This is a genomic window from Acinetobacter rongchengensis, assembly GCF_003611475.1.
GTDB lineage: Bacteria > Pseudomonadota > Gammaproteobacteria > Pseudomonadales > Moraxellaceae > Acinetobacter > Acinetobacter rongchengensis.
On record NZ_RAXT01000018.1, the window covers coordinates 1 to 21509 of the forward strand.

Annotated in this window: 22 protein-coding genes; 5 read left to right on the forward strand and 17 right to left on the reverse strand. The window is 38.5% G+C overall.

Annotated elements, in window-relative coordinates; all coding sequences use genetic code 11:
* Positions 1 to 67 precede the first annotated feature (67 nt).
* The gene (locus D7V20_RS10080) at positions 68 to 1336 is read left to right on the forward strand and encodes an MFS transporter (protein WP_120384163.1); all 1269 of its coding nucleotides are present in this window, start codon (positions 68 to 70) and stop codon (positions 1334 to 1336) included.
* Positions 1337 to 1474: 138 nt separating this feature from the next.
* Positions 1475 to 2230, forward strand: coding sequence for a TonB family protein (locus tag D7V20_RS10085; protein WP_120384209.1), 756 nt, complete (start codon positions 1475 to 1477; stop codon positions 2228 to 2230).
* 52 nt (positions 2231 to 2282) lie between these two features.
* On the opposite strand, the gene D7V20_RS10090 is transcribed toward D7V20_RS10085, so the two are convergent.
* The 3 genes from D7V20_RS10090 to D7V20_RS10100 form a co-directional block, all read right to left on the reverse strand.
* Positions 2283 to 2708, reverse strand: coding sequence for a YqaA family protein (locus D7V20_RS10090; RefSeq protein WP_120384164.1), 426 nt, complete (start codon positions 2706 to 2708; stop codon positions 2283 to 2285).
* Positions 2709 to 2734: 26 nt separating this feature from the next.
* Positions 2735 to 3022, reverse strand: a complete 288-nt coding sequence (locus tag D7V20_RS10095) for a hypothetical protein (RefSeq protein WP_120384210.1) — start codon at positions 3020 to 3022, stop codon at positions 2735 to 2737.
* 70 nt (positions 3023 to 3092) lie between these two features.
* Entirely contained in the window at positions 3093 to 3710 is a 618-nt protein-coding gene (locus tag D7V20_RS10100) for a glutathione S-transferase N-terminal domain-containing protein (protein WP_120384165.1), read from the reverse strand.
* A 397-nt stretch (positions 3711 to 4107) separates the two neighbouring features.
* Here D7V20_RS10100 and D7V20_RS10105 point away from each other — a divergent pair, with 397 nt between their 5' ends.
* Positions 4108 to 4497: a hypothetical protein gene (locus D7V20_RS10105; RefSeq protein ID WP_407923942.1), complete on the forward strand. Its 390-nt coding sequence runs from the start codon at positions 4108 to 4110 to the stop codon at positions 4495 to 4497.
* Between the two features lie 86 nt (positions 4498 to 4583).
* Here the strand turns inward: D7V20_RS10105 and infC are convergent, their stop codons facing one another.
* The 6 genes from infC to D7V20_RS10135 all read right to left on the reverse strand — a co-directional run bounded on the left by infC (position 4584) and on the right by D7V20_RS10135 (position 12368).
* Positions 4584 to 5135, reverse strand: a complete 552-nt coding sequence (infC, locus tag D7V20_RS10110; protein ID WP_120384167.1) for a translation initiation factor IF-3 — start codon at positions 5133 to 5135, stop codon at positions 4584 to 4586.
* 5 nt (positions 5136 to 5140) lie between these two features.
* Positions 5141 to 7063 carry a threonine--tRNA ligase gene (gene thrS / locus D7V20_RS10115; protein ID WP_120384168.1) on the reverse strand — a complete coding sequence of 641 codons (1923 nt, stop codon included), beginning with the start codon at positions 7061 to 7063 and terminating at the stop codon, positions 5141 to 5143.
* A gap of 170 nt (positions 7064 to 7233) precedes the next feature.
* Positions 7234 to 8040, reverse strand: a complete 807-nt coding sequence (locus D7V20_RS19995) for a YecA/YgfB family protein (RefSeq protein ID WP_213072507.1) — start codon at positions 8038 to 8040, stop codon at positions 7234 to 7236.
* Positions 8041 to 8124: 84 nt separating this feature from the next.
* Positions 8125 to 9285 (reverse strand): alanine racemase, encoded by a 1161-nt coding sequence (locus tag D7V20_RS10125; RefSeq protein ID WP_120384169.1) that lies wholly within the window; start codon positions 9283 to 9285, stop codon positions 8125 to 8127.
* Between the two features lie 68 nt (positions 9286 to 9353).
* Positions 9354 to 10631: a D-arabinono-1,4-lactone oxidase gene (locus D7V20_RS10130; protein WP_235831624.1), complete on the reverse strand. Its 1278-nt coding sequence runs from the start codon at positions 10629 to 10631 to the stop codon at positions 9354 to 9356.
* 12 nt (positions 10632 to 10643) lie between these two features.
* Positions 10644 to 12368 (reverse strand): neutral/alkaline non-lysosomal ceramidase N-terminal domain-containing protein, encoded by a 1725-nt coding sequence (locus D7V20_RS10135; RefSeq protein WP_120384170.1) that lies wholly within the window; start codon positions 12366 to 12368, stop codon positions 10644 to 10646.
* Between the two features lie 124 nt (positions 12369 to 12492).
* On the opposite strand from D7V20_RS10135, the gene D7V20_RS10140 reads away from it, so the two are divergent.
* Positions 12493 to 13539 carry an AraC family transcriptional regulator gene (locus D7V20_RS10140; RefSeq protein ID WP_120384171.1) on the forward strand — a complete coding sequence of 349 codons (1047 nt, stop codon included), beginning with the start codon at positions 12493 to 12495 and terminating at the stop codon, positions 13537 to 13539.
* Positions 13540 to 13730: 191 nt separating this feature from the next.
* Positions 13731 to 15377 (forward strand): acyl-CoA synthetase, encoded by a 1647-nt coding sequence (locus D7V20_RS10145; RefSeq protein WP_120384172.1) that lies wholly within the window; start codon positions 13731 to 13733, stop codon positions 15375 to 15377.
* Positions 15378 to 15564: 187 nt separating this feature from the next.
* On the opposite strand, the gene yjgA is transcribed toward D7V20_RS10145, so the two are convergent.
* The 8 genes from yjgA to D7V20_RS10185 all read right to left on the reverse strand — a co-directional run bounded on the left by yjgA (position 15565) and on the right by D7V20_RS10185 (position 21506).
* Positions 15565 to 16104 (reverse strand): ribosome biogenesis factor YjgA, encoded by a 540-nt coding sequence (gene yjgA, locus D7V20_RS10150; protein WP_120384173.1) that lies wholly within the window; start codon positions 16102 to 16104, stop codon positions 15565 to 15567.
* 2 nt (positions 16105 to 16106) lie between these two features.
* Entirely contained in the window at positions 16107 to 16376 is a 270-nt protein-coding gene (locus D7V20_RS10155; protein ID WP_120384174.1) for an HPr family phosphocarrier protein, read from the reverse strand.
* Positions 16373 to 17224 carry an RNase adapter RapZ gene (rapZ, locus tag D7V20_RS10160; protein ID WP_120384175.1) on the reverse strand — a complete coding sequence of 284 codons (852 nt, stop codon included), beginning with the start codon at positions 17222 to 17224 and terminating at the stop codon, positions 16373 to 16375. Before rapZ ends, D7V20_RS10155 begins: the two co-directional genes overlap by 4 nt.
* A gap of 27 nt (positions 17225 to 17251) precedes the next feature.
* Positions 17252 to 18097, reverse strand: a complete 846-nt coding sequence (gene panC / locus D7V20_RS10165) for a pantoate--beta-alanine ligase (RefSeq protein WP_120384176.1) — start codon at positions 18095 to 18097, stop codon at positions 17252 to 17254.
* Positions 18098 to 18099: 2 nt separating this feature from the next.
* Entirely contained in the window at positions 18100 to 18909 is an 810-nt protein-coding gene (gene panB / locus D7V20_RS10170; RefSeq protein WP_120384177.1) for a 3-methyl-2-oxobutanoate hydroxymethyltransferase, read from the reverse strand.
* A 44-nt stretch (positions 18910 to 18953) separates the two neighbouring features.
* A complete protein-coding gene (gene folK / locus D7V20_RS10175) occupies positions 18954 to 19439 on the reverse strand; it encodes a 2-amino-4-hydroxy-6-hydroxymethyldihydropteridine diphosphokinase (protein WP_120384178.1) in 486 nt (161 codons plus the stop codon).
* Positions 19436 to 20911, reverse strand: coding sequence for a polynucleotide adenylyltransferase PcnB (gene pcnB, locus D7V20_RS10180; protein ID WP_120384179.1), 1476 nt, complete (start codon positions 20909 to 20911; stop codon positions 19436 to 19438). Before pcnB ends, folK begins: the two co-directional genes overlap by 4 nt.
* Positions 20912 to 21059: 148 nt before the next feature.
* Complete coding sequence (locus D7V20_RS10185; RefSeq protein ID WP_235831625.1) at positions 21060 to 21506, reverse strand: ComEA family DNA-binding protein; 447 nt, start codon at positions 21504 to 21506, stop codon at positions 21060 to 21062.
* Positions 21507 to 21509 lie beyond the last annotated feature (3 nt).

The following is a 21509-nucleotide window of genomic DNA, read 5'->3' on the forward strand; positions in this document are numbered from 1 at the left end:
ATAAAAATGATTCATGATGTTTATTATTCACACTATAATAATCACATTATGATAAAGCTGGATAATTATGAACCCTGCTCAGGATGCCTTTGCCGCCCTTCGATATCGCGATTTCTCAATCGTCACAATCAACCAATTCTGCTTAACACTGGCAATCCTTATTCAAGAAATTATTGTTGCCTATTCACTTTATCAAATTACCAAAGATCCACTGACTTTAGGATTAATCGGTTTAGCAGAAGCGATCCCTTTTATTGCACTCTCTCTTTGGGGTGGCTATTTTGCAGATAAGTTGAATAAACAAAGCATTATGAAAGTATGTTTATTTTTTTCTTTTCCTCTACCCTTAGTGTTGTGGTGGTTATTTCACAATTATGATCAAGGGCACATCAGTGTAAACCTACTGTCTTGGGGGATTTATGCTGTTATTTTTGCACTGGGTACCATTCGAGGATTTTACAATCCATCAGCGACATCATTAAAACCCTTTTTAATCCCACGTGAATTGTATGCCAACGGTGCGACATGGACGACGATCGGCTGGCAAAGTGGCGTCATCATTGGCCCGATGCTCGGTGGTTTTATGTTGGCTGGATTAGGGCGAGAAACCAGTTTACTCTCTGTTGCCGTACTTCTATTTATCTGCTTCTGTCTTATTTCTTTACTCAAGAAACGTAGCTTCCCTGCCATGGAGCACGATAATCTTTGGGACAGTTTAAGTGAAGGTTTCCGTTTTATTTGGAAAACCAAGATTGTCTTGTGGGCGATTTCATTGGATTTGGTTTCTGTGTTATTTGGTGGCGTGATTGCTCTACTCCCCATCTTTGCCGAAGATATATTGAAAGTCGGGCCTGAAGGTTTAGGCTATTTACGTGCTGCGCCTTCAATAGGCGCACTCATCACCATGATTGCATTAACAAAGTTCCCACCAACTCAACATGCATGGCGAAATATGTTATTGGCTGTTGCTGGTTTTGGTCTATTTACTTTGCTGTTTGCGTTTTCAAATCATCTTTGGCTTTCATTATTTGCGCTCGCAATGACAGGGGCTTGCGATAGTATTTCTGTGGTCGTGCGTCAAACCATTTTACAAGTCTATCCACCTGAAAATATGCGTGGTCGAGTTGCCGCAGTGAATGGCATGTTCGTGTCTTCCAGTAATGAATTAGGTGCTTTTGAATCAGGCTTAGCTGCAAAATATATGGGTACGATTGCTGCCACAGTTTTTGGCGGTTGTATGACCATGGCCGTTGTGGCGATCAGTTGGGTCAAAACAGCCGATTTATTTAATGTCGATATTACCCGTGGTCACTCAGAACCTTCTGATAAATCATAAATAGCTGATTCCATAATTTAGAAATGATAAAAAAATGCACCTTTGGGTGCATTTTCTATTGCTTGAACATCAAATTCGATAAATACTTCGTTCAATTTAACAACTCTCATGCAATATCAATGCATGATCGCCAATTCTATGAACAAAGTTCTTGTATTAAGTTGCCTTTTATATCTGCCAGTTTACTCACATGGCACAGAAAAACTTCCAACGATTAAAGTCGAAGGCACAACCACTGAGCAATCAGGTGCTCAGCATCTCACCACACGTATTCAATGGCTAAAATTTCCTCAAGTTAGCTACCAAACAGCTGATTTAAAGGATGAAGATCGTTCTGCAATTATTCGAGTGCAGACCGATAAGTCTGGGAAAGTAGTTGAAGCTGATGTACAAGAAAGTACAGGACTTCGTGCATTAGACCAAAAACTGATTCGTGCTGTTGAAGCGGCAAAAGTCAAATCTGTACAGAAGAATGGTAAAGCCATTCCTATCGTTGGCTATCAGACATTTACCTTAAGTTTAAACAATGCTGAAGATCGAGTATCTCAAACGAAACAATGTACTTATTCATTTAATTCTCAAAATTGGATTAAACAAGAAAAAGATAAATCAGTTGCATTCCGTTATCTGCAACAACCTTCACTCGCACTCGATCAATCACTACTGAAAAATAAGGATCGTGTGGTCAAATTCAAATTTAAGTTGAATAAACAAGGTGAAATTGCTCAGGTGAAACTCACTAAACTGTCTGGTGTAAATGCAATTGATCAACAGGTTATTGAAGCCGTTGAACATGCTCAAGTCAGTGTGAAGCGCTCATATCGCACCTTATGGATCTATAAAAAATCCAGTTTTACGGATCAAATTCAATTTAAGCAAAATGATTGTAAATAAGCTTTTACCGCAACATTAAAGACGCAAATAGCGTCTTTAATTTTAGAGCCTTTTAGAATAGGCCTAGATAAACCCAATAAATAAAAAGATAACGACTGGCTTTTGCAAAAGTCACGATTAAAAGAAAGCGCCAAAAATTTTCCCTCATCAAACCTGCAACCAAAGTGATCGGGTCACCAATGATCGGTGTCCAACTGAATAATAATGACCAAAAACCGTATTTTTGATAAATTTTCTCAGCTTTCAGCATGTTTCTCTCAGACACTGGAAACCATTTTTTATGTTTAAATTGTTCTATTTTTAAACCCAAATACCAATTGACACATGAGCCTAAAACATTTCCAATCGTCGCAACCAAAAGTAATAAATATGCGGAAAACTGAGCTTGTGTCAACACCCCCAACAATACAGCCTCAGACTGTAAAGGCAATAGCGTTGCTGCACCAAATGCCGAAATAAAGAGTAAGAAATAAGCCATCAAGTACTTAATCTTTGCTTAAAATCTTACTGCAAATTCAAACGCTTTTTTGCTTTGAAATATTCAAACACTGACCACAATATGGCAATACCGAATAAGACATAACGTGCGGTTCGGTAACGTTGAGCAATCGGATCAATCATTGCTCTGACAACAGAAGTATCTTGAGAATTGATTTGAGAAAATAGATTTTGAATATGAACAATTTCAGCAATGTATAAAATTAAACATCCCGCAATTCCAACAATCACACTCCAATAAATTTTTGAATTTGATTCGAGAATACCCGTTAAGTTTAAAAAGAATGCTTTCATGATTATGCCCAAATACAAAAACTCAAAAACCACCAAAATGGTGGTTTTTGAGTTTAGCATAAAAACATATTTATACTTTAATCGATAATGCTCTTTGCACTGCTGGACGAGCAGTCATACGCTCAACGTATTCTTTAACATAAGGATAATCTTCGAGCTGAATCTGTTGCCATTCATAGCGTAAAATCCATGGCAGAATCGCCATATCCGCGATTGAATACTCACCTGCTACAAATTTTTGACCGATTAGTTGTTGATTTAAAACACCGTATAAGCGTTTTGTTTCAGTCACATAGCGATCAATTGCATAAGGAATTTTTTCTTTGGCAAATTGACTAAAATGATGATTTTGCCCAAGCATTGGACCAAAACCACCCATTTGCCACATGAGCCACTGTTCTACCTCAACACGATCTTGTTCATTATTTGGATAATAGAGTCCCGTTTTCCGCCCTAAATACTGCAAAATAGCACCAGACTCAAATACGGAAATTGCCTCTCCATTCGGTCCATCTTGATCAACAATTGCTGGAATTTTATTGTTTGGTGAGATGCTTAGAAAATCAGGCTGAAATTGATCATTCTCTAAAATATTGATGGGGAAAATTTGATAATCCAAACCCATTTCTTCTAAAGCAATGGTAATTTTATGACCATTGGGTGTGCCCCAATAATATAAATCAATCATGTTTCATCCTTCTGCATTTTCATGTATTTCTAAATTTTATAGCTGGGGGAAATATTCATTGTATAACACGATTCAACACCCAACCAACATAAGTTTTTTGCAATTATTATCAGATAAATTGTGATCTCTACCTTTAGAATTTAGATAAATATCACCTTTTGATATTGTTTAACTTTTTTACATTTCAAATAAAGTTTATATTCAATACCTCAACTGATTTCAGATAAATATCAAGTAGATTTTCAAAGAGCATTTTTATTATATCTATAAGATGTTAAATTCTTTGAAGAAACATTATAAAGATTGAAGCAAAAAATTGAACGATCTGATTAAAGCATACATATATTGAAACCCAGTATGCTTATTTCAATTCAAACGTAGGTGAAAAATGAACTATATGCGACAAAAAAATTTAGACCTGTTTGTCGTACTGATTGGTGCGATCTTTCTTGTTGTACTCATTATTTTATTTTTATTTGGCTGGCCACATTACAAAGTTTGGAAACAAGGGATGGATGGCCAAGCCGCCTTAGCAGAGGCTGAACAATCAAAAATGATTCAAGTACAAGTCGCTAAAGCAGAATTAGAAAGTGCCAAATTACGTGCCGAAGCAATCAAACTGGTTGGACAGGCTGCAAAAGAATACCCTGAATATCGTAAACAAGAATTTATTGGTGCTTTTGGTGAAGCACTGCGTGATGGAAAAATCCAACAAATCATTTATGTTCCCACTGAAGCAAATATTCCTATTGTTGAAGCAGGAACTAAACCTCAACTTAATGAATAATCTAAGCATTCAAAACTGATTGAATCGCTGTCATAGCCAATAAAAAAGCACTGCTGATGCAGTGCTTTTTTAAACAAATGAACGGATTACTTTTTCTTTTTCGGTCCAAGTAACATACCCATTTGACGACCTTCCATTTTTGGTGCTTGTTCGATCACACCATGATCAACCACATCTGCTTCAATTTTTTGTAATTGAGCTAGACCAATCTGTTGGTGAGCCATTTCACGACCACGGAAACGCAAAGTAATTTTAACTTTGTTGCCTTCTTCAAGAAACTTCAGAATAGCACGCAGCTTGATGTTGTAATCACCAACGTCTGTAGCTGGACGCAATTTAATTTCTTTAACCTGAACTTGATGCTGTTTCTTTTTAGCATCTTTTTGCTTTTGCTTCAGATCAAATAAATGTTTGTTGAAGTCCATGATTTTACAAACAGGCGGCTCTGCATTTGCCACAATCTCAACAAGGTCAAGATCTGCATCTTCAGCAGCACGCAACGCTTCTGCAAGCGTTACGATACCTTTTTGCTCACCATCTGCAGCGACGAGACGGACTTCTTTTGCCTTAATCTCATCATTTAATGCAGGACGATTGCTTTTAGCACCTTGTTGTTGGTTACGGTCAGGCTGTTTAATCTTTCTTACTCCACAATATACCGGCCGCGTTCGGCAACGGCTGCTTTCACTAGGTCAACAAATGCATCAATTGACATAGTACCTAAATTTTTTCCAGAACGAGTACGCACATTGACAGTACCCTCTTCCACTTCACGATCACCAAGAACCAATAAATATGGAATACGTTCTAAAGTACGTTCACGAATCTTAAATCCGATTTTCTCATTTCTCAAGTCTGAAATTGCTCGAATTCCATTTTCTTTGAGTTTTGCGACGACTTGCTCACACGCAACCGCCTGAGAATCGGTAATATTCATTACACATGCTTGGATTGGAGCCAACCATGGTGGCATAAAGCCCGCGTAGTGTTCAATTAGTATACCAATAAATCGCTCAAAACTGCCAAGAATTGCACGATGTAACATCACTGGATGGTCACGATCGTTATCTTCAGTGACATAAGAAGCTTCTAAACGTAATGGTAAGTTAAAATCACACTGAATTGTACCGCACTGCCAGATACGTCCCAAACAGTCTTTCAATGAGAATTCAATCTTAGGACCATAGAACGCACCTTCACCTGGTTGTTCTTCCCATTCAAGACCTGCTTCATCCAAAGCATCTGCTAAAGATTTTTCAGCAACATCCCAAAGTTCATCTGCACCTACACGCTTTTCAGGACGAGTAGAAAGTTTCATTTGTACTTCTTCAAAGCCAAAGTCTTTATACACATCTAAAGTCAGCTTAATAAAGTCTGCAACTTCTTTACCAATTTGCTCAGTCGTACAGAAAATATGTGCATCATCTTGAGTAAAGCCACGTACACGCATGATCCCGTGTAAAGAACCCGACGGTTCATTACGGTGACACGAACCGAACTCTGCCAAACGGATTGGAAGATCACGGTATGACTTCAAACCTTGGTTAAACACTTGAACGTGACATGGGCAGTTCATCGGTTTAACCGCATAGTTACGGTTTTCAGAATGTGTGGTAAACATGTTATCTGCATAGTTTGCAGCATGCCCAGATTTTTCCCAAAGCGTAAAATCTACGATTTGCGGGGTTTTAATCTCTTGGTAACCATTGTCTTGCTGAATTTTACGCATGTACTGTTCAAGTACTTGGTAAATTGTCCAACCATTGGCATGCCAAAACACCATACCTGGTGCTTCTTCTTGCATATGGAACAAGTCTAAAGCTTTACCAATTTTACGATGGTCACGCTTTTCAGCTTCTTCAATACGTTTAATATATGCAGCTAATTCTTTTTTATCCGCCCAAGCTGTACCGTAAATACGTTGTAATTGTTCATTTTTCGCATCACCACGCCAGTAAGCACCCGAGATTTTAGTGAGCTTGAACGATTTTAAGAATTTAGTATTCGGAACGTGTGGCCCACGACACATATCTAAATAATCTTGATGATAATACAAGCCCATTTGAGTTTCTTCAGGCATGTCTGCAATCAAACGTAATTTATAATCTTCACCACGTGCAGTAAATTCTGCGATGACTTCATCACGAGGCGTCATTTTTTTAATAACGTCATAATCCTGATCGATGAGCTTTTTCATACGCTCTTCAATCGCAGCCATATCATCAAGTGTGAATGGACGAGGCATCCAGATGTCATAGTAGAAACCTTCTTCAATGACAGGCCCAATCACCATTTTTGCTTCTGGGAATAATTGTTTTACCGCATGCCCCACCAAATGTGCACATGAGTGACGAATAATTTCTACACCTTCTTGATTTTTAGGTGTAATAATTTCTAAGGTAGCGTCTTCGGTAATCAAATCACTTGCATCAACTAAACGACCGTTTACTTTTCCTGCAACTGTATTTTTAGCAAGTCCTGGCCCAATACTTTGAGCAACTTCCATAACAGACACAGCTTGATCAAAACTTTTTTGATCGCCATTTGGCAATGTGATAATCGGCATATTTAAAAATCCTTAAGGAGTGATGCCCCGTACAATGGAGCATATCACCGCGAGATTATGATCGAGGAAAATCCTCAAGATAAAATCGGTGGAACAAAATAAAAGTGTGTCGAATTTTACACCTTTGCTGAATATTTATAAACCTTTGTCTTCAATAAATCGCTATAAACTCATTTCAGGCAACATTTTTTATATTTTTTACTACTACCACATGGACAAGGATCATTTCGTCCAATTTTTTCTTCAGTTCTTTGAAAGGGTTGATTCATTCCATACATGTTTAGCAATGCCGAATGAGGTCTTGGTGGTGGGGTATCTCGTAATCCGAATTCATACTCAATCTCTTCTATTGAACCTGCATATTGTGGGTCAAAGCGTCCTTTTTGATTAAGCTCACGAATTAAGTCTATACGCTCAACAGCCTTCATATCCATCCATGCCATTAGAACAGCAGTTTCACCATAAAAAAGCGCATTGGGATTAAACATTGTCTTTTCAAAGCGTTCATGTAATTGATCTAAAGCACCTAAAATTTCTTGACGATATTGTGGAAATCGAAGAGCTAAGTCACCTAAACACTCTGTAAACACATAAACAATATCTAATTTAATTGTCTGTAAACCTTGAAGCAAATAAGGAATAACGGCTTCCCCCATGATTAAGAAAACATCTGAAAAGCTACATGTCCACTCATCATCAAGATCATCAAGTCGGTAAAATTGAGTAAAAATTTTAGGACATGCTTCTACATACTTTAAGCCACCAAGTGCAAATAATGCATAATGAACAGCAAAAAATTCAGAAGCTGTACCTGCTAATAAACTTTTATTGGTTGCAATTTCTGCAAGCTCTTCAGCATCTGCAAGTGTAATCCCAAGTTGCTCTAATTGTGTTGGAAACTTCTTGAGTCGTGGATAGTTCTCTTCAAGCGATGGTAATTGAAGCAACTTCTGCAATAGTGGTGAATCTTTTTTCATCATTAAAGTCGAATAACAAATATCTTTATTTCTGTGATTCTAGCAACAAACTCATCATTCACCTAAACACCTGTATGATTGTCTCTACTCCCTAAATGTTTTCCATGTTTCAAATGTTTGATCTTTATAACAATACAGTGTAGAAAATTGAGAAATAATCGCCTCACTCTGGGTTGGTCTTAAGAATACATAATCATCCACATCAATCTTTGTATTTTTAGGAACATTCACCATCTCTTGATTTGAACTACGTCCATACAACAGATGCGGACGAATGCCTTTAGGATAAATATAATCCGCCATCCAATAGCCTCCATAGATAAATAAAGCCTGATATCGATGGGGTAACTTATTCAATACCGATAATCCGGGAAGTTGTGTATAAGGCAAAACTTTGAGTACTGGTGTTGCAATCCATAATGCCGCTGTTAATTCAGTTAAATATTCACTGTCAAAATCACTCGGTTTAAGCAACATTGAACCAAATGACAGATCATTACAGACACTATGTTTCACGTGAAAATTAAAACTCAGACTCCCCCCACCATTCAAACAAAGATCATTTGACCAAAGGTCAGGAAAATGCTGCTGAATCAATGTAATGCACTGTTGATAAACCGCTTGAGATTCCTGATATGCATTTTTTGCATTTTTAATGATCGATGGCAATTTGGTGACATGCGCGTCATAACCCATCAAACCTGAGAACTGTAAATATTCAGGGTGAAGGCGTATTGTTTTGAGTATATCTGACAATGTTTGCAGTGAATTAATCCCGCCCCGATGTAAACCAACATCAATCTCAAGATTAATTTTCAGCTTTAAAGACCTTTGTTTAGCAACCTCAAGATATTGATGTAAGCGTTGAGGTGTATCGACTAACCATTGAATATTTGAATCTTGCCAATGCTGATGATGGCTATAAAAATATTCAAGTGAACCTACTGGCATGGGTTTTCCCAACAACACATCTGCCTCTGAGAAGTTTTCCAGTATCGGAAGCAATTGTGGTAAATGAAATACCATAAAGCGTTGTGTCGCCAACTTTTGACTGATCCGTTTTAATAGCTCAAGACTGGCTAAAGATTTCACTACAATTCGGGCTTGCACATGTGGCGCAGATTGGAATTGAGACACCACATATTGCAGATTTTGCTCAAACGCCTGATCATCAATAACCAAACGAGGGAAGGCACAGTCTTGCTGTTTTAAATCACGATTCAATTGTTCAAAGAAGTCATCCATACTGGTCTCATTTATTCACAATCTTATATTTCAGCATTTATATTTACGATGAGTTCTGCCAACATTTTTCATAAAAATAAGCTTTCTAAATAAGGATTTAAAAACTTATATGATGGATCAAGTCGATCTCGAATATCCATAAAATCATGCCACTTTGGATACAACAGTTTCAGTTGTGCACTACTCATACTATGCATTTTGCCCCAATGTGGGCGACCTTGATAATGTTGTAAAATCGGTTCAATCACATCAAAAAGTAATCGAGGATCTTGTTTGTAATATTGATGAATTGAAATAGAAACGGAATCTCGTTGATAGAAAGGACTCAACCAAATATCATCCCCTTTAACAAAGCGAAATTCGACTGGAAAAAAAGTCGAAAATGCTGCTGTTTTGAGTGTAGCTAAAACCTCTTTAAGACAATCTACACCCAGCTCAGCAGGAATTTGATATTCCATTTCATTAAATTTGGTTTCACGTACCGCTGGGAAAATTTGACTTGACCAATCAACACAACTTGTCGGTTTCACAAACACGGCCAACAGCTTTTGTAGTTGTGGATTCAAAGCAGGAAATTTCCGTACTAATTCACAACATACCGTCAATAAAGTATCTTCCGATGGCCACTGTGCTTTGTGTGGCTGAATCTCGCCCTCAGTAATATCCAATGTTTTCAACATCAATTGTTTGGCATGTGAAAATGCAAAACATTCAATATGTCGATGCTGTGTTTTCCAGTGTTCAATATTGTCCATAAAATCTTCGACAGGACACAACTCCAGCTGTTCTTTTAATTTATAACGTGGTCTATTTTGCATGGTGATTTTGGTCAGAACCCCTAAACTTCCCAAAGACACTCGCCCCGCATCAAAAATATCTTTATTTTCTTGCGCATTGCAACGTAGGATTTCTCCTGAAGCCGTTAACAATTCAAATTCTTTCACATAAGCGGAAATAGATTGCAAATCGATTCCCGTACCATGTGTCCCTGTCGATACTGCACCTGCCAAGCTTTGCTGATCAATATCACCTTGCTGCATTAAAGCTTGATGAATCGGTTGTAAATATTGATCCAGCTCGAATAAGCGTGTACCTGCGCCGATACGGGCTTGTGATAATTCAGCATTAACCCAATCCACACCTGTAATATGATCCAATGAAACCATTGCAGCATCTGTACACACCAACGGTGTAAAAGAATGCCCTGCGCCGACGACGCGAATCTTCTGTTGCACTTGAACCAATTGTTGTAATTGTTCAATGCTTTGTGGCTTAAGCAGTTGTTCAGGTTGCGCCGTTTGATAACCAGACCAATTCTTCCACTGATTCATTCTTTGTGAACTCATCTCACGATTCCCTTAACGTACTGCTGTTTTTGTATTGCCAAAATTGGTTCTTCGATCAATTTCATACTGAGGAATAACAGCTGGTCGTGTGGTTTGATCATATTTCCGTAAGGCTTTTGCTATATTGATTTGTACTGCTAAGCCTTGAAACTTATATTGCACAGCCGCCAAAGTCCATTGACCATATAAAGTATGCCCACCCTCATAAGCCTGTTGTTGATACTCCTCATTGGTGGTGATATAGCCCATATAATCATTACAATAAGAGGCCAACCACACATTGTGCATTGAGCTAGACATAGGTGAAGATTGGTATACTGTCTGAATCAATCGTTTTGCTGAGATCGTGGTAATTTCACCCGGACAACAAATCAAGGTTAATTGCCCCAGTTTTAAAATCTGTAATGGCACCACACTCGGAACCAATGGGCTGCATTGAATTGCACCTGCTTTGACTTGACGATTCATTTCTCGAATTAAAGGATCGAATAAGCTAGGCTGTGCATCTAATTCCTTTCCAAGCAGTTGGTTATCAGGGCTTTCCAAAATAATATCTTTCGGAAATTGAGAACTGTATAAGGCTTGATATTTGCAATAGTCCGCTGAATTCGGATCAGCTAGACGTTTTTTTCGAACTTGCTTAGACAACAAAGACATGGCCATAGTGATCGGTTTTGCTGCACCTTTGCCATCGACAGGAGTTCCGCCAAAGAAAGCCACGCCATGACAAGCTGTACTGGTCTTGGCATTATTCATTCCTCTAGAAAACTCAGTCGGAATCTCAACCTGACTTAAATCGACATAAGACAAAACTGCATCTAATGCTCCTTGTAATGTTTCACTTGAAGATGACAAAGCTTGAATGGCTAAATCACTTTGATAACGTCCATTTTGTTGTGCATATTGGTATTCAGCTTCGCCTTGGATTTTACGGCGAATCGCATCCTGATTTTTTCCATGAAAATGTGGTGACACATCGCCTGCGGAAGCTTGTGCAAAAATCGTCACAGGCTGGTCTATGCCTTGTGTGACAAGATATTGTTCAGTGAATGCCGCTGCATAGCCCTTATTATCGCCATCATAGGCATTCAGTTTGTTACCTAAGCAAGTAGCATGCACACCAAATAAAGAAATCAAGCCACAAAGCTGTTGGTGACGATAAAACCCAAGTAATTGCATTTCACGATTCAGTGCAAGATGTGCTTCATCTATGCTCCTCTGAACCACATCTGGATTTCGATTGTAAGAATTTAAAGCCCGATTCCATGCAACAGGAATATTTTCATCAAACTGGCACGTGTTATAGCGAATCTGTGTTTCTTGCTCGGTCTCTAAAGCCTCTAAAACACTCACCACAACTGCATCTACAACTGCAGTTAAATGTTCTGGAACAAAACCGGGCGTTGGCATGTTATACAAAGCTTCATGAGCACAACCACCGGGACCTGAATGGGTATGCGTTGCCATCAAAACAAATTGCTGCTCATCAAAGCGTTCTGCTAATTTTTGCTTGAGCACATTCACCACACCACTGCGCATCGCATGGGTAATACAACCGAAGTCTAGACAGCAAATTAAAATCGATTGTGTTGCTTTTACTTCACGAATTGAAAAGGTACGTGCGAATAATGCTGTACGCTTTTTTTCTGCGCGATGTGTCCACATCCCATAACCAAACATGGCATAGCCTCTGGGTTGAATCTGTATGTCTTGTTTACTCCAACCAACCATGTACATTTTTATTGTCCTTAATATCCGAATCCGACATCTCATCTTGAGGATTAGAATTGAAAGTTAATCAAAAATATGCGATACCCTCTAGGGTTAAAGCAACAAAAACATGGGGGGCTAAACGGACTTTATGCCTATTCAACAAACAGAATTCAATACTTCTCAATTTTTTATTCCCCCTATCCTGCTGAGTAGTTTGATTCATTATGCTCAACAACAAGACTGGTCTTATCATGCTTGGTTTGAAAATTTCAATCTCGATATTGATCAAGTCATTCAAAATCAAGGTTTTGTTCCTTTTTCAGCGCTGTGCAATGTGGTACAACATGCGCTTGAACGTACTCAACAACCCAATCTAGGACTTTTATTGGGAAGCAGCGAAGGACAAGTAGCGATGGGCATCCTTGGTTTTGCCATGCAAGCCTGCAAAGATGTCACTGAAGCCATGCAAACAGCACTGCATTATCATCCTATTTCTGGCAGTGTTTTAGACTTAAAACTTCATATTCAAAAAGATTATTGTGAAATTGAAATCTTAGAGCGTTGCCCATGTGGTGCTTTAAATGCTTTTTTTTGTGATGAAGTTCTTGCCAGTATTATGAGCTGTTTAAACATGATGTTAGGTGATCATCGAGAGCTGGTTGATTTAGAGTTGAGCTATGATGGTTCAAGCTATTTAGCAGACTATCAACGTATTTTTAATTGTCCAGTACACTTCAATAGTCCAAAAAATATCATACGTTTTCACAAAAATATATTGTCTAGAACGCTGAAAAACCATAGCCCTGCCAATTACCAGACTGCGATTAAAATGTGCGATTTGGCTTTGCAACAATTTAAACAAATCAATCAACCTAGCCTTGCTCAGGTGTTACAGTATTTGATTGAAAGTCATCTTCCTGAACGTTTTGACATGCAACAAGCCGCTCAGCATTTCCATTTCAGTGAACGGCATTTAAGACGTTTGTTAAAGAGTGAAGGGCTTAATTTTCAATTGATCAGACAGCACGTTTTAGAAAATAAAGCTAAAAAAATGCTTAGGAATGATGATTCCATCAATGAAATTAGCCACATTCTAGGATTTAGTGAATCCCGTGAATTTAGACGAGCTTTTAAAAAGTGGACTGGATTTTCACCAACAAACTTTAAAAAAGTTGAATTGAACCAGCTTATTTAACTACGATTTAAATTGGCTTTTGTTGTTAAATCATCTATTTATAAGATTACTCTTAAATACTTAATTTAAAAAATAAATTATCTATTCTAGCTATGATTAACGTGAATACTCGACTAAAGCATAACTGCATTTCAGCGTCGTTATGCATATCTTTGAATCGAGAAATTAGAATAATATACATGGAGTTTAAAATGGTAAGCGCATATGATGAATTACCTCGTACCCCTGCAAATTTTGTAGCTTTATCACCATTACGTTATCTTGAACGTGCTGCTTATATCTACCCAAACCAAGATGCAATAATACATGGCTCACGTCGTATTTCATGGCGTGAGACCTACATGCGTTGTCGCCAATTTGCACATCAATTACAAAATCTAGGCATCCAAAAGAACGATACCGTTTCTGTGCTATTACCCAATGTTCCTGCCATGATTGAAGCACATTTTGCAGTGCCAATGTCAGGTGCTGTTTTAAATACCCTGAATACTCGTTTAGACGCCAAAACCATTGCATTCATGCTTGAACATGCGGAAACTAAAGTGCTTTTAGTTGATCCTGAGTTTGCAGCATTGGCCGCAGAAGCAGTTGCACTTGTGCCACAACAGATTGATATCATTGATGTTGCAGATATTGAATACGAGAAAAATGATACAACCGCACGTATTGGTCAAATTGAATATGAAGACTGGCTCAAAGGTGGTGATGTCAATTTTGAATGGCATTTACCAAATGATGAATGGGATGCGATCAGCTTAAACTATACTTCTGGTACTACTGGTAACCCCAAAGGGGTGGTTTATCATCACCGTGGTGCATATCTCAATGCGGCCAGTAATATCCTTGCGTGTGGCATGACTCCACGTTGTAAATACCTTTGGACACTGCCTTTATTCCATTGTAATGGCTGGTGTTTTGCTTGGACAATAGCAGCCAATGGTGGTACCAATATTTGCTTGAGAAAAGTTGATCCTGAGTGGATCTTTAAACTGATAGATCAACACAAAATTGATTATCTATGTGGTGCGCCGATTGTCTTATCTATGTTGATCAATACACCTAAAACCAAACAGATCAAGTTTAGTCATCATGTCGAAGTGATGGTGGCTGGCGCTGCGCCTCCTGCTGCGATTATTGAAGGTATGCATCATATTGGTATTCAAGTCAATCATGTCTATGGTTTAACTGAGACTTATGGTCCTTCTGCATTATGTGCATCTCAAGCGGGTTGGAGTGACTTGTCCATTCAAGAACAAGCACAATTACATTCGCGACAAGGTGTGCCATATCCATTACAAGACAGTATGCGTGTTCTTGACCCTGAAACCATGCAACCTGTGCCGAACGATGGTACCACAATGGGTGAGATCATGTTCCGAGGCAATATTGTCATGAAGGGCTACTTAAAGAACATCAAAGCCACAGAAGAAGCCTTTAGAGGCGGCTGGTTTCATTCAGGTGATTTAGCTGTAAGTCAACCAGATGGTTATGCCAAAATTATGGATCGCTCCAAGGATATTATTATTTCAGGTGGTGAGAATATTTCATCATTAGAAGTTGAAGAAATACTCTATACCCATCCTGCGATTATGACTGCTGCTGTTGTTGCCAAACCTGATTCACATTGGCAAGAGGTGCCTTGTGCATTTATTGAATTAAAGCAAGATGCTGAAACTACAGCAGAAGAAGTTATTGAATTCTGCAAACAACGCTTAGCACGTTTCAAAGTCCCGAAAGATGTGGTGATTTGTGAAATCCCAAAAACATCGACAGGTAAATTACAAAAATTTATCTTACGGGATTGGGCAAAACAACGTGCCGAGAGTGAATTGGGTTAAGTCATTCTCAAAGTGAAACGCTCACCTTCTCAAGTGAAGAACTATTAAGAAGTTTAATTTCCTCTCCTTTAAAAGGAGAGGGTCAGGGAGAGGTTTTAAAATAATTCCCTCTCCTTTCCAAGGAGAGGGGCAGGGAGAGGTTAAAATAAAAAACGACCTTTTCAGGTCGTTTTTACAGCAAAATGAATTACTTTGAGTTGTCTGAAATCAATGCCACTTGTTGCGCATAATTTAACAACTTCAATTTAGAAGCTGCTAATTCTTCTGCGGATACTTCTTTGGCAATATCACGATGAATCCGTAAAACATGCTGACGTAAAGAGTGGCTTTCCGCTGCATTATAAGATTTACAAAATTCTTTAATCGCAGGATCGCGTTGCTCAATCATGCGATCAACCCAACGATCGAGTTGTGCTAACTTTTTAACCCCTTGCTTAGGTGTCAAATAAGATAAAATGACAGCCTCATCTTCATTACGCAATAACTTACCAATACGCTGAAACTGACGGCGACGTGCTTCAAAAGATGTAATTAATTGCACATCAAGTAATGCTTCAATTAAGCGCTCTTCAACAGGTAAAGCTTGAATTTGTTTCTTTGACAACTCTGCGAGCTGTTCACCTAAAGCAGCCATGCGTTGCACAGCTTTCTTTTGTTCGGTTTTACTTGCACGCCCTTCTAAAGAATCAAAATCATCTTCAGTAAAACGTTGCGGACGACGTGCCACGATTATTCTGCCTCGTAAAATTTATCTGCAAATAGTGCAAGGACTTCAGACAAAGCTTTTTCTTCATCTGCCCCATCAACCACTAAACGCAAGGTGGTTCCTTTACCAGCGCCAAGCATGAGTAAAGAAAGAATATTTTTTGCATCGACTAATTTATCGCCTTTACCAATTTGAATAGAACATTTAAATTTAGTCGTGACTTCGATTAGTTTTCCAGATGCACGCGCATGTAATCCTAATTTATTAATTACGTCAACAGTTGTGTCAATCATGACCAGTGCTTCATTTCTCTATGTAATACTTGAACAGGCCATTGAGACTCTAAAGCCTTCTTCAACCTATCCACAATATAAACCGAACGATGTTGACCACCCGTACAGCCGATAGACACCGTAATATAATGACGATGACCTTCTGCGAAAGCAGGCAACCACTTATTTAAAAACTGATAGATGTCTTGGTACATCTCATTTGCTTGGTCACTGGCTTCTAAAAACTGACGTACAGGTTCATCTAAACCTGAAAACTTACGCAACTCTAAGTCCCAATGCGGATTAGGCAAATGTCTCACATCAAAAACAAAATCTGCGTCTAATGGAATACCATGTTTATAACCAAAAGACTGTAAAATTAAAATGAGTTTATCGGACTGCCCTAGTTTGGACAATAAGGTATCCTTTAAATCATGTACACTTTTGTCTGTCGTATCAATATGCGCCGTTGCTCTTAGTTGAATTGGCAGTAATAAATGTTTTTCTTCTTGTATACATTCATTCAAACTTTGAAAACGATTGGATAATGGATGCGGACGTCTTGATGCACTAAAACGAGAAATTAACTCTTGATCACGTGTGGTTAAATAAATGACATCCACACTACCATGTCTTTGTAACTGCTGAAATACATCATCAAAACCATGTAAATCTTCTTTTGCACTTCGAACATCAATCCCCAGCGCAAGCAATTCCAAATTATTTTCTTTATCTAACTTTTCAACAATTTCAGGAAGCAATGCCAAAGGCAGATTATCAATACAGTAATAACCTAGATCTTCAAGCACCTGCAAAGCAGATGATTTACCTGAACCAGACTGTCCTGTTACGATAAGTATGCGCTTCATGGCACGGCAATCCTAAAAAGCAAAGTTTTAAGCAGAATGTTTAACCTGCAAATTATCAATCAGACGTGTTTTGCCCAATTTTGCTGCAACAAACAATACAACATCTTGGTCAAATTGATCAACCTTTTGTAACATTGGGCTACGTGCCTCAACATAATCTATAACTAAACCAGCATCAGTCAAACTTGCACGAATTTGAGCAAGTACCTCTGACAATGCTTGACCCGCTTGTAAATCATGTTCCGCTGTTTTTAAAGACTTATAGATCACGGGTGCTGTTTGACGATCTTGTTCAGATAAATAACCATTACGAGAACTTAAAGCCAAACCATCTTCTGCACGAGCAATTGGAACACCAATCACCTCAATTGCCATATTCAAATCACGAACCAACTGCTTAATCACAGCCAATTGCTGATAATCTTTTTGCCCAAAAAAAGCAAAATTAGGCTGCACAATATTAAACAATTTGGTTACAACAACTGCGACCCCATCAAAGTGCCCTGGACGCTGTAAACCACATAAATCATTGGTAATATCACTCACACTAATATTGGTTAAGCGTGGTTGCTTACCATACATTTGTTCTACAGAAGGCGCAAAAACAATATCGCAACCCACTTCTGCCAAAAGATGACGATCTTGCTCTAATGTACGAGGATAGTTATCAAAGTCTTCATTTGGTCCAAATTGAATTGGGTTCACGAAAATACTGACCACCACAACATCACATAACTTACGTGCCTCACGTACTAGATTTAAATGGCCTTGATGTAAATTACCCATCGTCGGAATAAATCCAATACTTTTACGTGATGATCGAGCAGGACTAAGCGATGCAGTTAATCCTTGAATGGTAGTTTCTGTTTTCATGTTTACAGCTCGACTTGGAAAGTATGTTCTTGTGCAGGAAAAGATTGGTCTTGCACAGCTACATGATATGCCTTAAATGCATCAATAATAGCAGTTTCACCTGCTTGATCTTTCATAAAATTACGTACAAAACGTGCAACTTTACCAAAAGTCAAACCCAGCATATCTTGCACCACTAGAACTTGACCATCTGTTTCCGCACCTGCGCCAATACCAATCACAGGGACATGCGGGAACAGTTCAGTAATTTCTTTACCTAATTGTGCGGGTACACACTCTAACAGTAATACTGCAGCACCTGCTTCGACAACCGCTTTACAATCTGCGATCAGCTGATCAGCTGCTTCACGTGTTTTCGCTTGTAGTTTATAACCACCAAATACATGAACAGATTGTGGCGTTAAGCCTAAGTGTACACAAACAGGAATACCATTTCGTGTTAACACTTGAACTGTTTCTGCCAACCAAGCTCCGCCCTCAATTTTAATCATTTGAGCGCCAGCTTGCATCACAGTTTTAGCGTTTATCAACGCATCATTTAGCGTTGCATAACTCATAAATGGTAAGTCACAAAAGATAAACGAGTGTTGATTTGCACGACGCACCGCAGCGGTATGATATGCCATATCAGCTACAGTCACAGGCAATGTGGAATCATGCCCTTGAATGGTCATCCCCAAAGAATCGCCAATTAAAATAGTATCAATTTCAGCAACTTCCATACCTTTTGCCATACTTGCATCATAGCAAGTTAGACATGAAAATTTACGGTTCTGAGCTTTAAACTGTCTTAAATCACTTAGACTAATCATGACGATATTCCTCTATCGATGAGAGTTCTTGCACATTCAAAAATTCAATCGGCCCAAGTGTGATCAGCAAGGGCATTGAGCGTTGAATGTTGCACGAGATCTAAATTTTGTAATGATTGCCCATTCACCTGAAGTGAAGGATCAAGATCTAATAAAGGAACCATTACAAAATCACGCTCTAAAATACCCATATGCGGTACTGTGAGTCGCTCATTTATAATGTTTTTTTCAGCATAAAGCAAAAGATCTAAATCTAAAGTTCTTTCACCCCAACGACGTAAACGTACACGACCTGCTTCATTTTCAATACGTTGCAACGCATCCAATAAAGCTAAAGGTTCTAAATGAGTGTTCAATTGTGCAACAGCATTATAATAATGTGGTTGATCTTGTGGTCCCATTGGTGGGCTCTGATACAGTTTTGAAACCGTAACCTCGCCTAAAGCTCTGAGCTTTAGGACAGCTTCACGTAAAATCTGTTCAGAATCACCTAAATTACTACCTAAACCAATATAGGTTTTTGTCATCATTGTATCGGCCCAAAAATCACTTGACTGAGATCACGCTGTACTCGTCTGCGCTTAGTAATTGGATGATCCGCATTGATTTCGCCAGTATTTACCGATGCTTTAAAGTCATTATTTCTACTGCGAGAGTCACTAGATGAAGTATGTGAGGTAGCTTTATTGCGCGTACGACGACTACGTGACTCTTGCTCTTTCACCAATGGCTCAATTTGTGTAGATATTGCTTTTTCATCTACAGCAGTTTCGGTAGCTTTACGACGACTCTTGGCACGTTGACGATTATAAAGACTGATTGCACGTTCTTTTTCATCCGCAGACATGTCTTGATAGGCTTCCCACCAAGCACCCATGCCATTGGTCGTAGTATCACCAGACTTTTCTCTGAGTAGTAAAAAGTCAAAACCTGCACGGAAACGTGCATGCCCTGAAAGCGCTTCAATTTGCTGAGGTTTTGGATTAAGCAAACGACTTTGCATTTCCCAAACTTCACGAATAAAGGTTTCCGCAAAACGAGGAATAATGGTACGTGTCGCTTGACGTTTTAAAACATCTAAACCGGCTTGAGCACGTGCTTCTGCCGCGACCATCCCTTTTGCATGATAAACATCACAACGTGCTAAGAAATTATTCCACAGCAATACCGCATAGAAAAATGCAGGGTTAATGGTTTTACCTATTTGAATCCGTTGATCGGTATTTTTCGCCGCACGTTCAATGAATGGTGTGATTTCAGTGTCAATGTCTGCAAATAACTGCTTCCATACACCAAACTCAATCAACATTGGCATCACACGATGCAAATGCCCCATGGTAAACAGCTTTTGCGACTCATCATAAAGACGATGCGGAGACACATCTCTTAATAACTGAGTCATATCTTCAGTAAAAATTTCTAAAATTTTAGGATCGATACTGAAGTTTAATTTTGCCGCAAAACGTAAAGTACGTAACATCCGTACAGGGTCTTCTTCAAAACGTAAGCTTGGATCACCCAATAAACGTAATGTTTTATTTTTTATGTCATCAATTGCATTACAAAAATCTAAAACTTCGCCTTTACGCGGTTGGTAATACATTGCATTAATCGAGAAATCACGACGGGAAAAGTCTTCTTCTATCGTGCCCCAATTATTATCACGTAAAATCATCCCTTGAGCAGAAGTAATTGCTTTCTTTGGGGGTGCACGGAAAGTTGCAACTTCAATTAACTCGCGCCCCGAATAAACATGAGCCAATTCAAAACGTCGCCCAATAATGCGACAACGGCGACCAAACACTTCCTTGATTTGTGAAGGTGTTGCATTGGTTACAGCATCGAAGTCTTTAGGATTTAGACCAAGCATCAAATCACGTACACCGCCACCGACTATATATGCTTGATAGCCAGCTTTGGTGAGTGAATCAATAACATCTAAAATGGAAGAAGGTAATTGGGCGGTAGATAAACCACTCTTTGACGCACGCAAAGTTTGCAAAAGACACTGTCTCCTACGTCAGGACGTAAAAATCATAATTGTGCTAATGATATCGCTTACACAGCTAAAGGGCAATTTGATTCTCACCAACTTATTTTGAAATTTAACATCTAACCTGAATTTTCTTTTAAATAACAAATAATAACAACTACAAAGTTAGAATTGAACGATTCTTCTCAATAAACTTCACGCCTATTCCTTTCACTTTTTGCAACTCATCAATCGACTTAAATTGACCATTTTGCTTTCGATAATCGAAAATGGCTTGAGCTTTCTTTGGACCTGCACCATTCAGTTGCTGCAATTGCTCTATAGTTGCAGTATTAATGCTCACTTTATTTGTAGAACTAAGATTTGCAATTTGATTGACAGAAGTTTTATTTTGCAATGCCACAGCAGGACGAGACAAATAATAATTTTCATCTTGTTTATTGGATTGTTTATTTAATTTGGCATCTTGCTCTTGTTGCTTGGCTTTCCATTTCAAATAATTTTGATCAAATTGTTGAGCTTGCACTGTACATAGCAAACTCAACAATGAGAATAAAACAATCCAATAAAAGCGCCAATTATTTAATTTTATTGCTTTAATCATTTT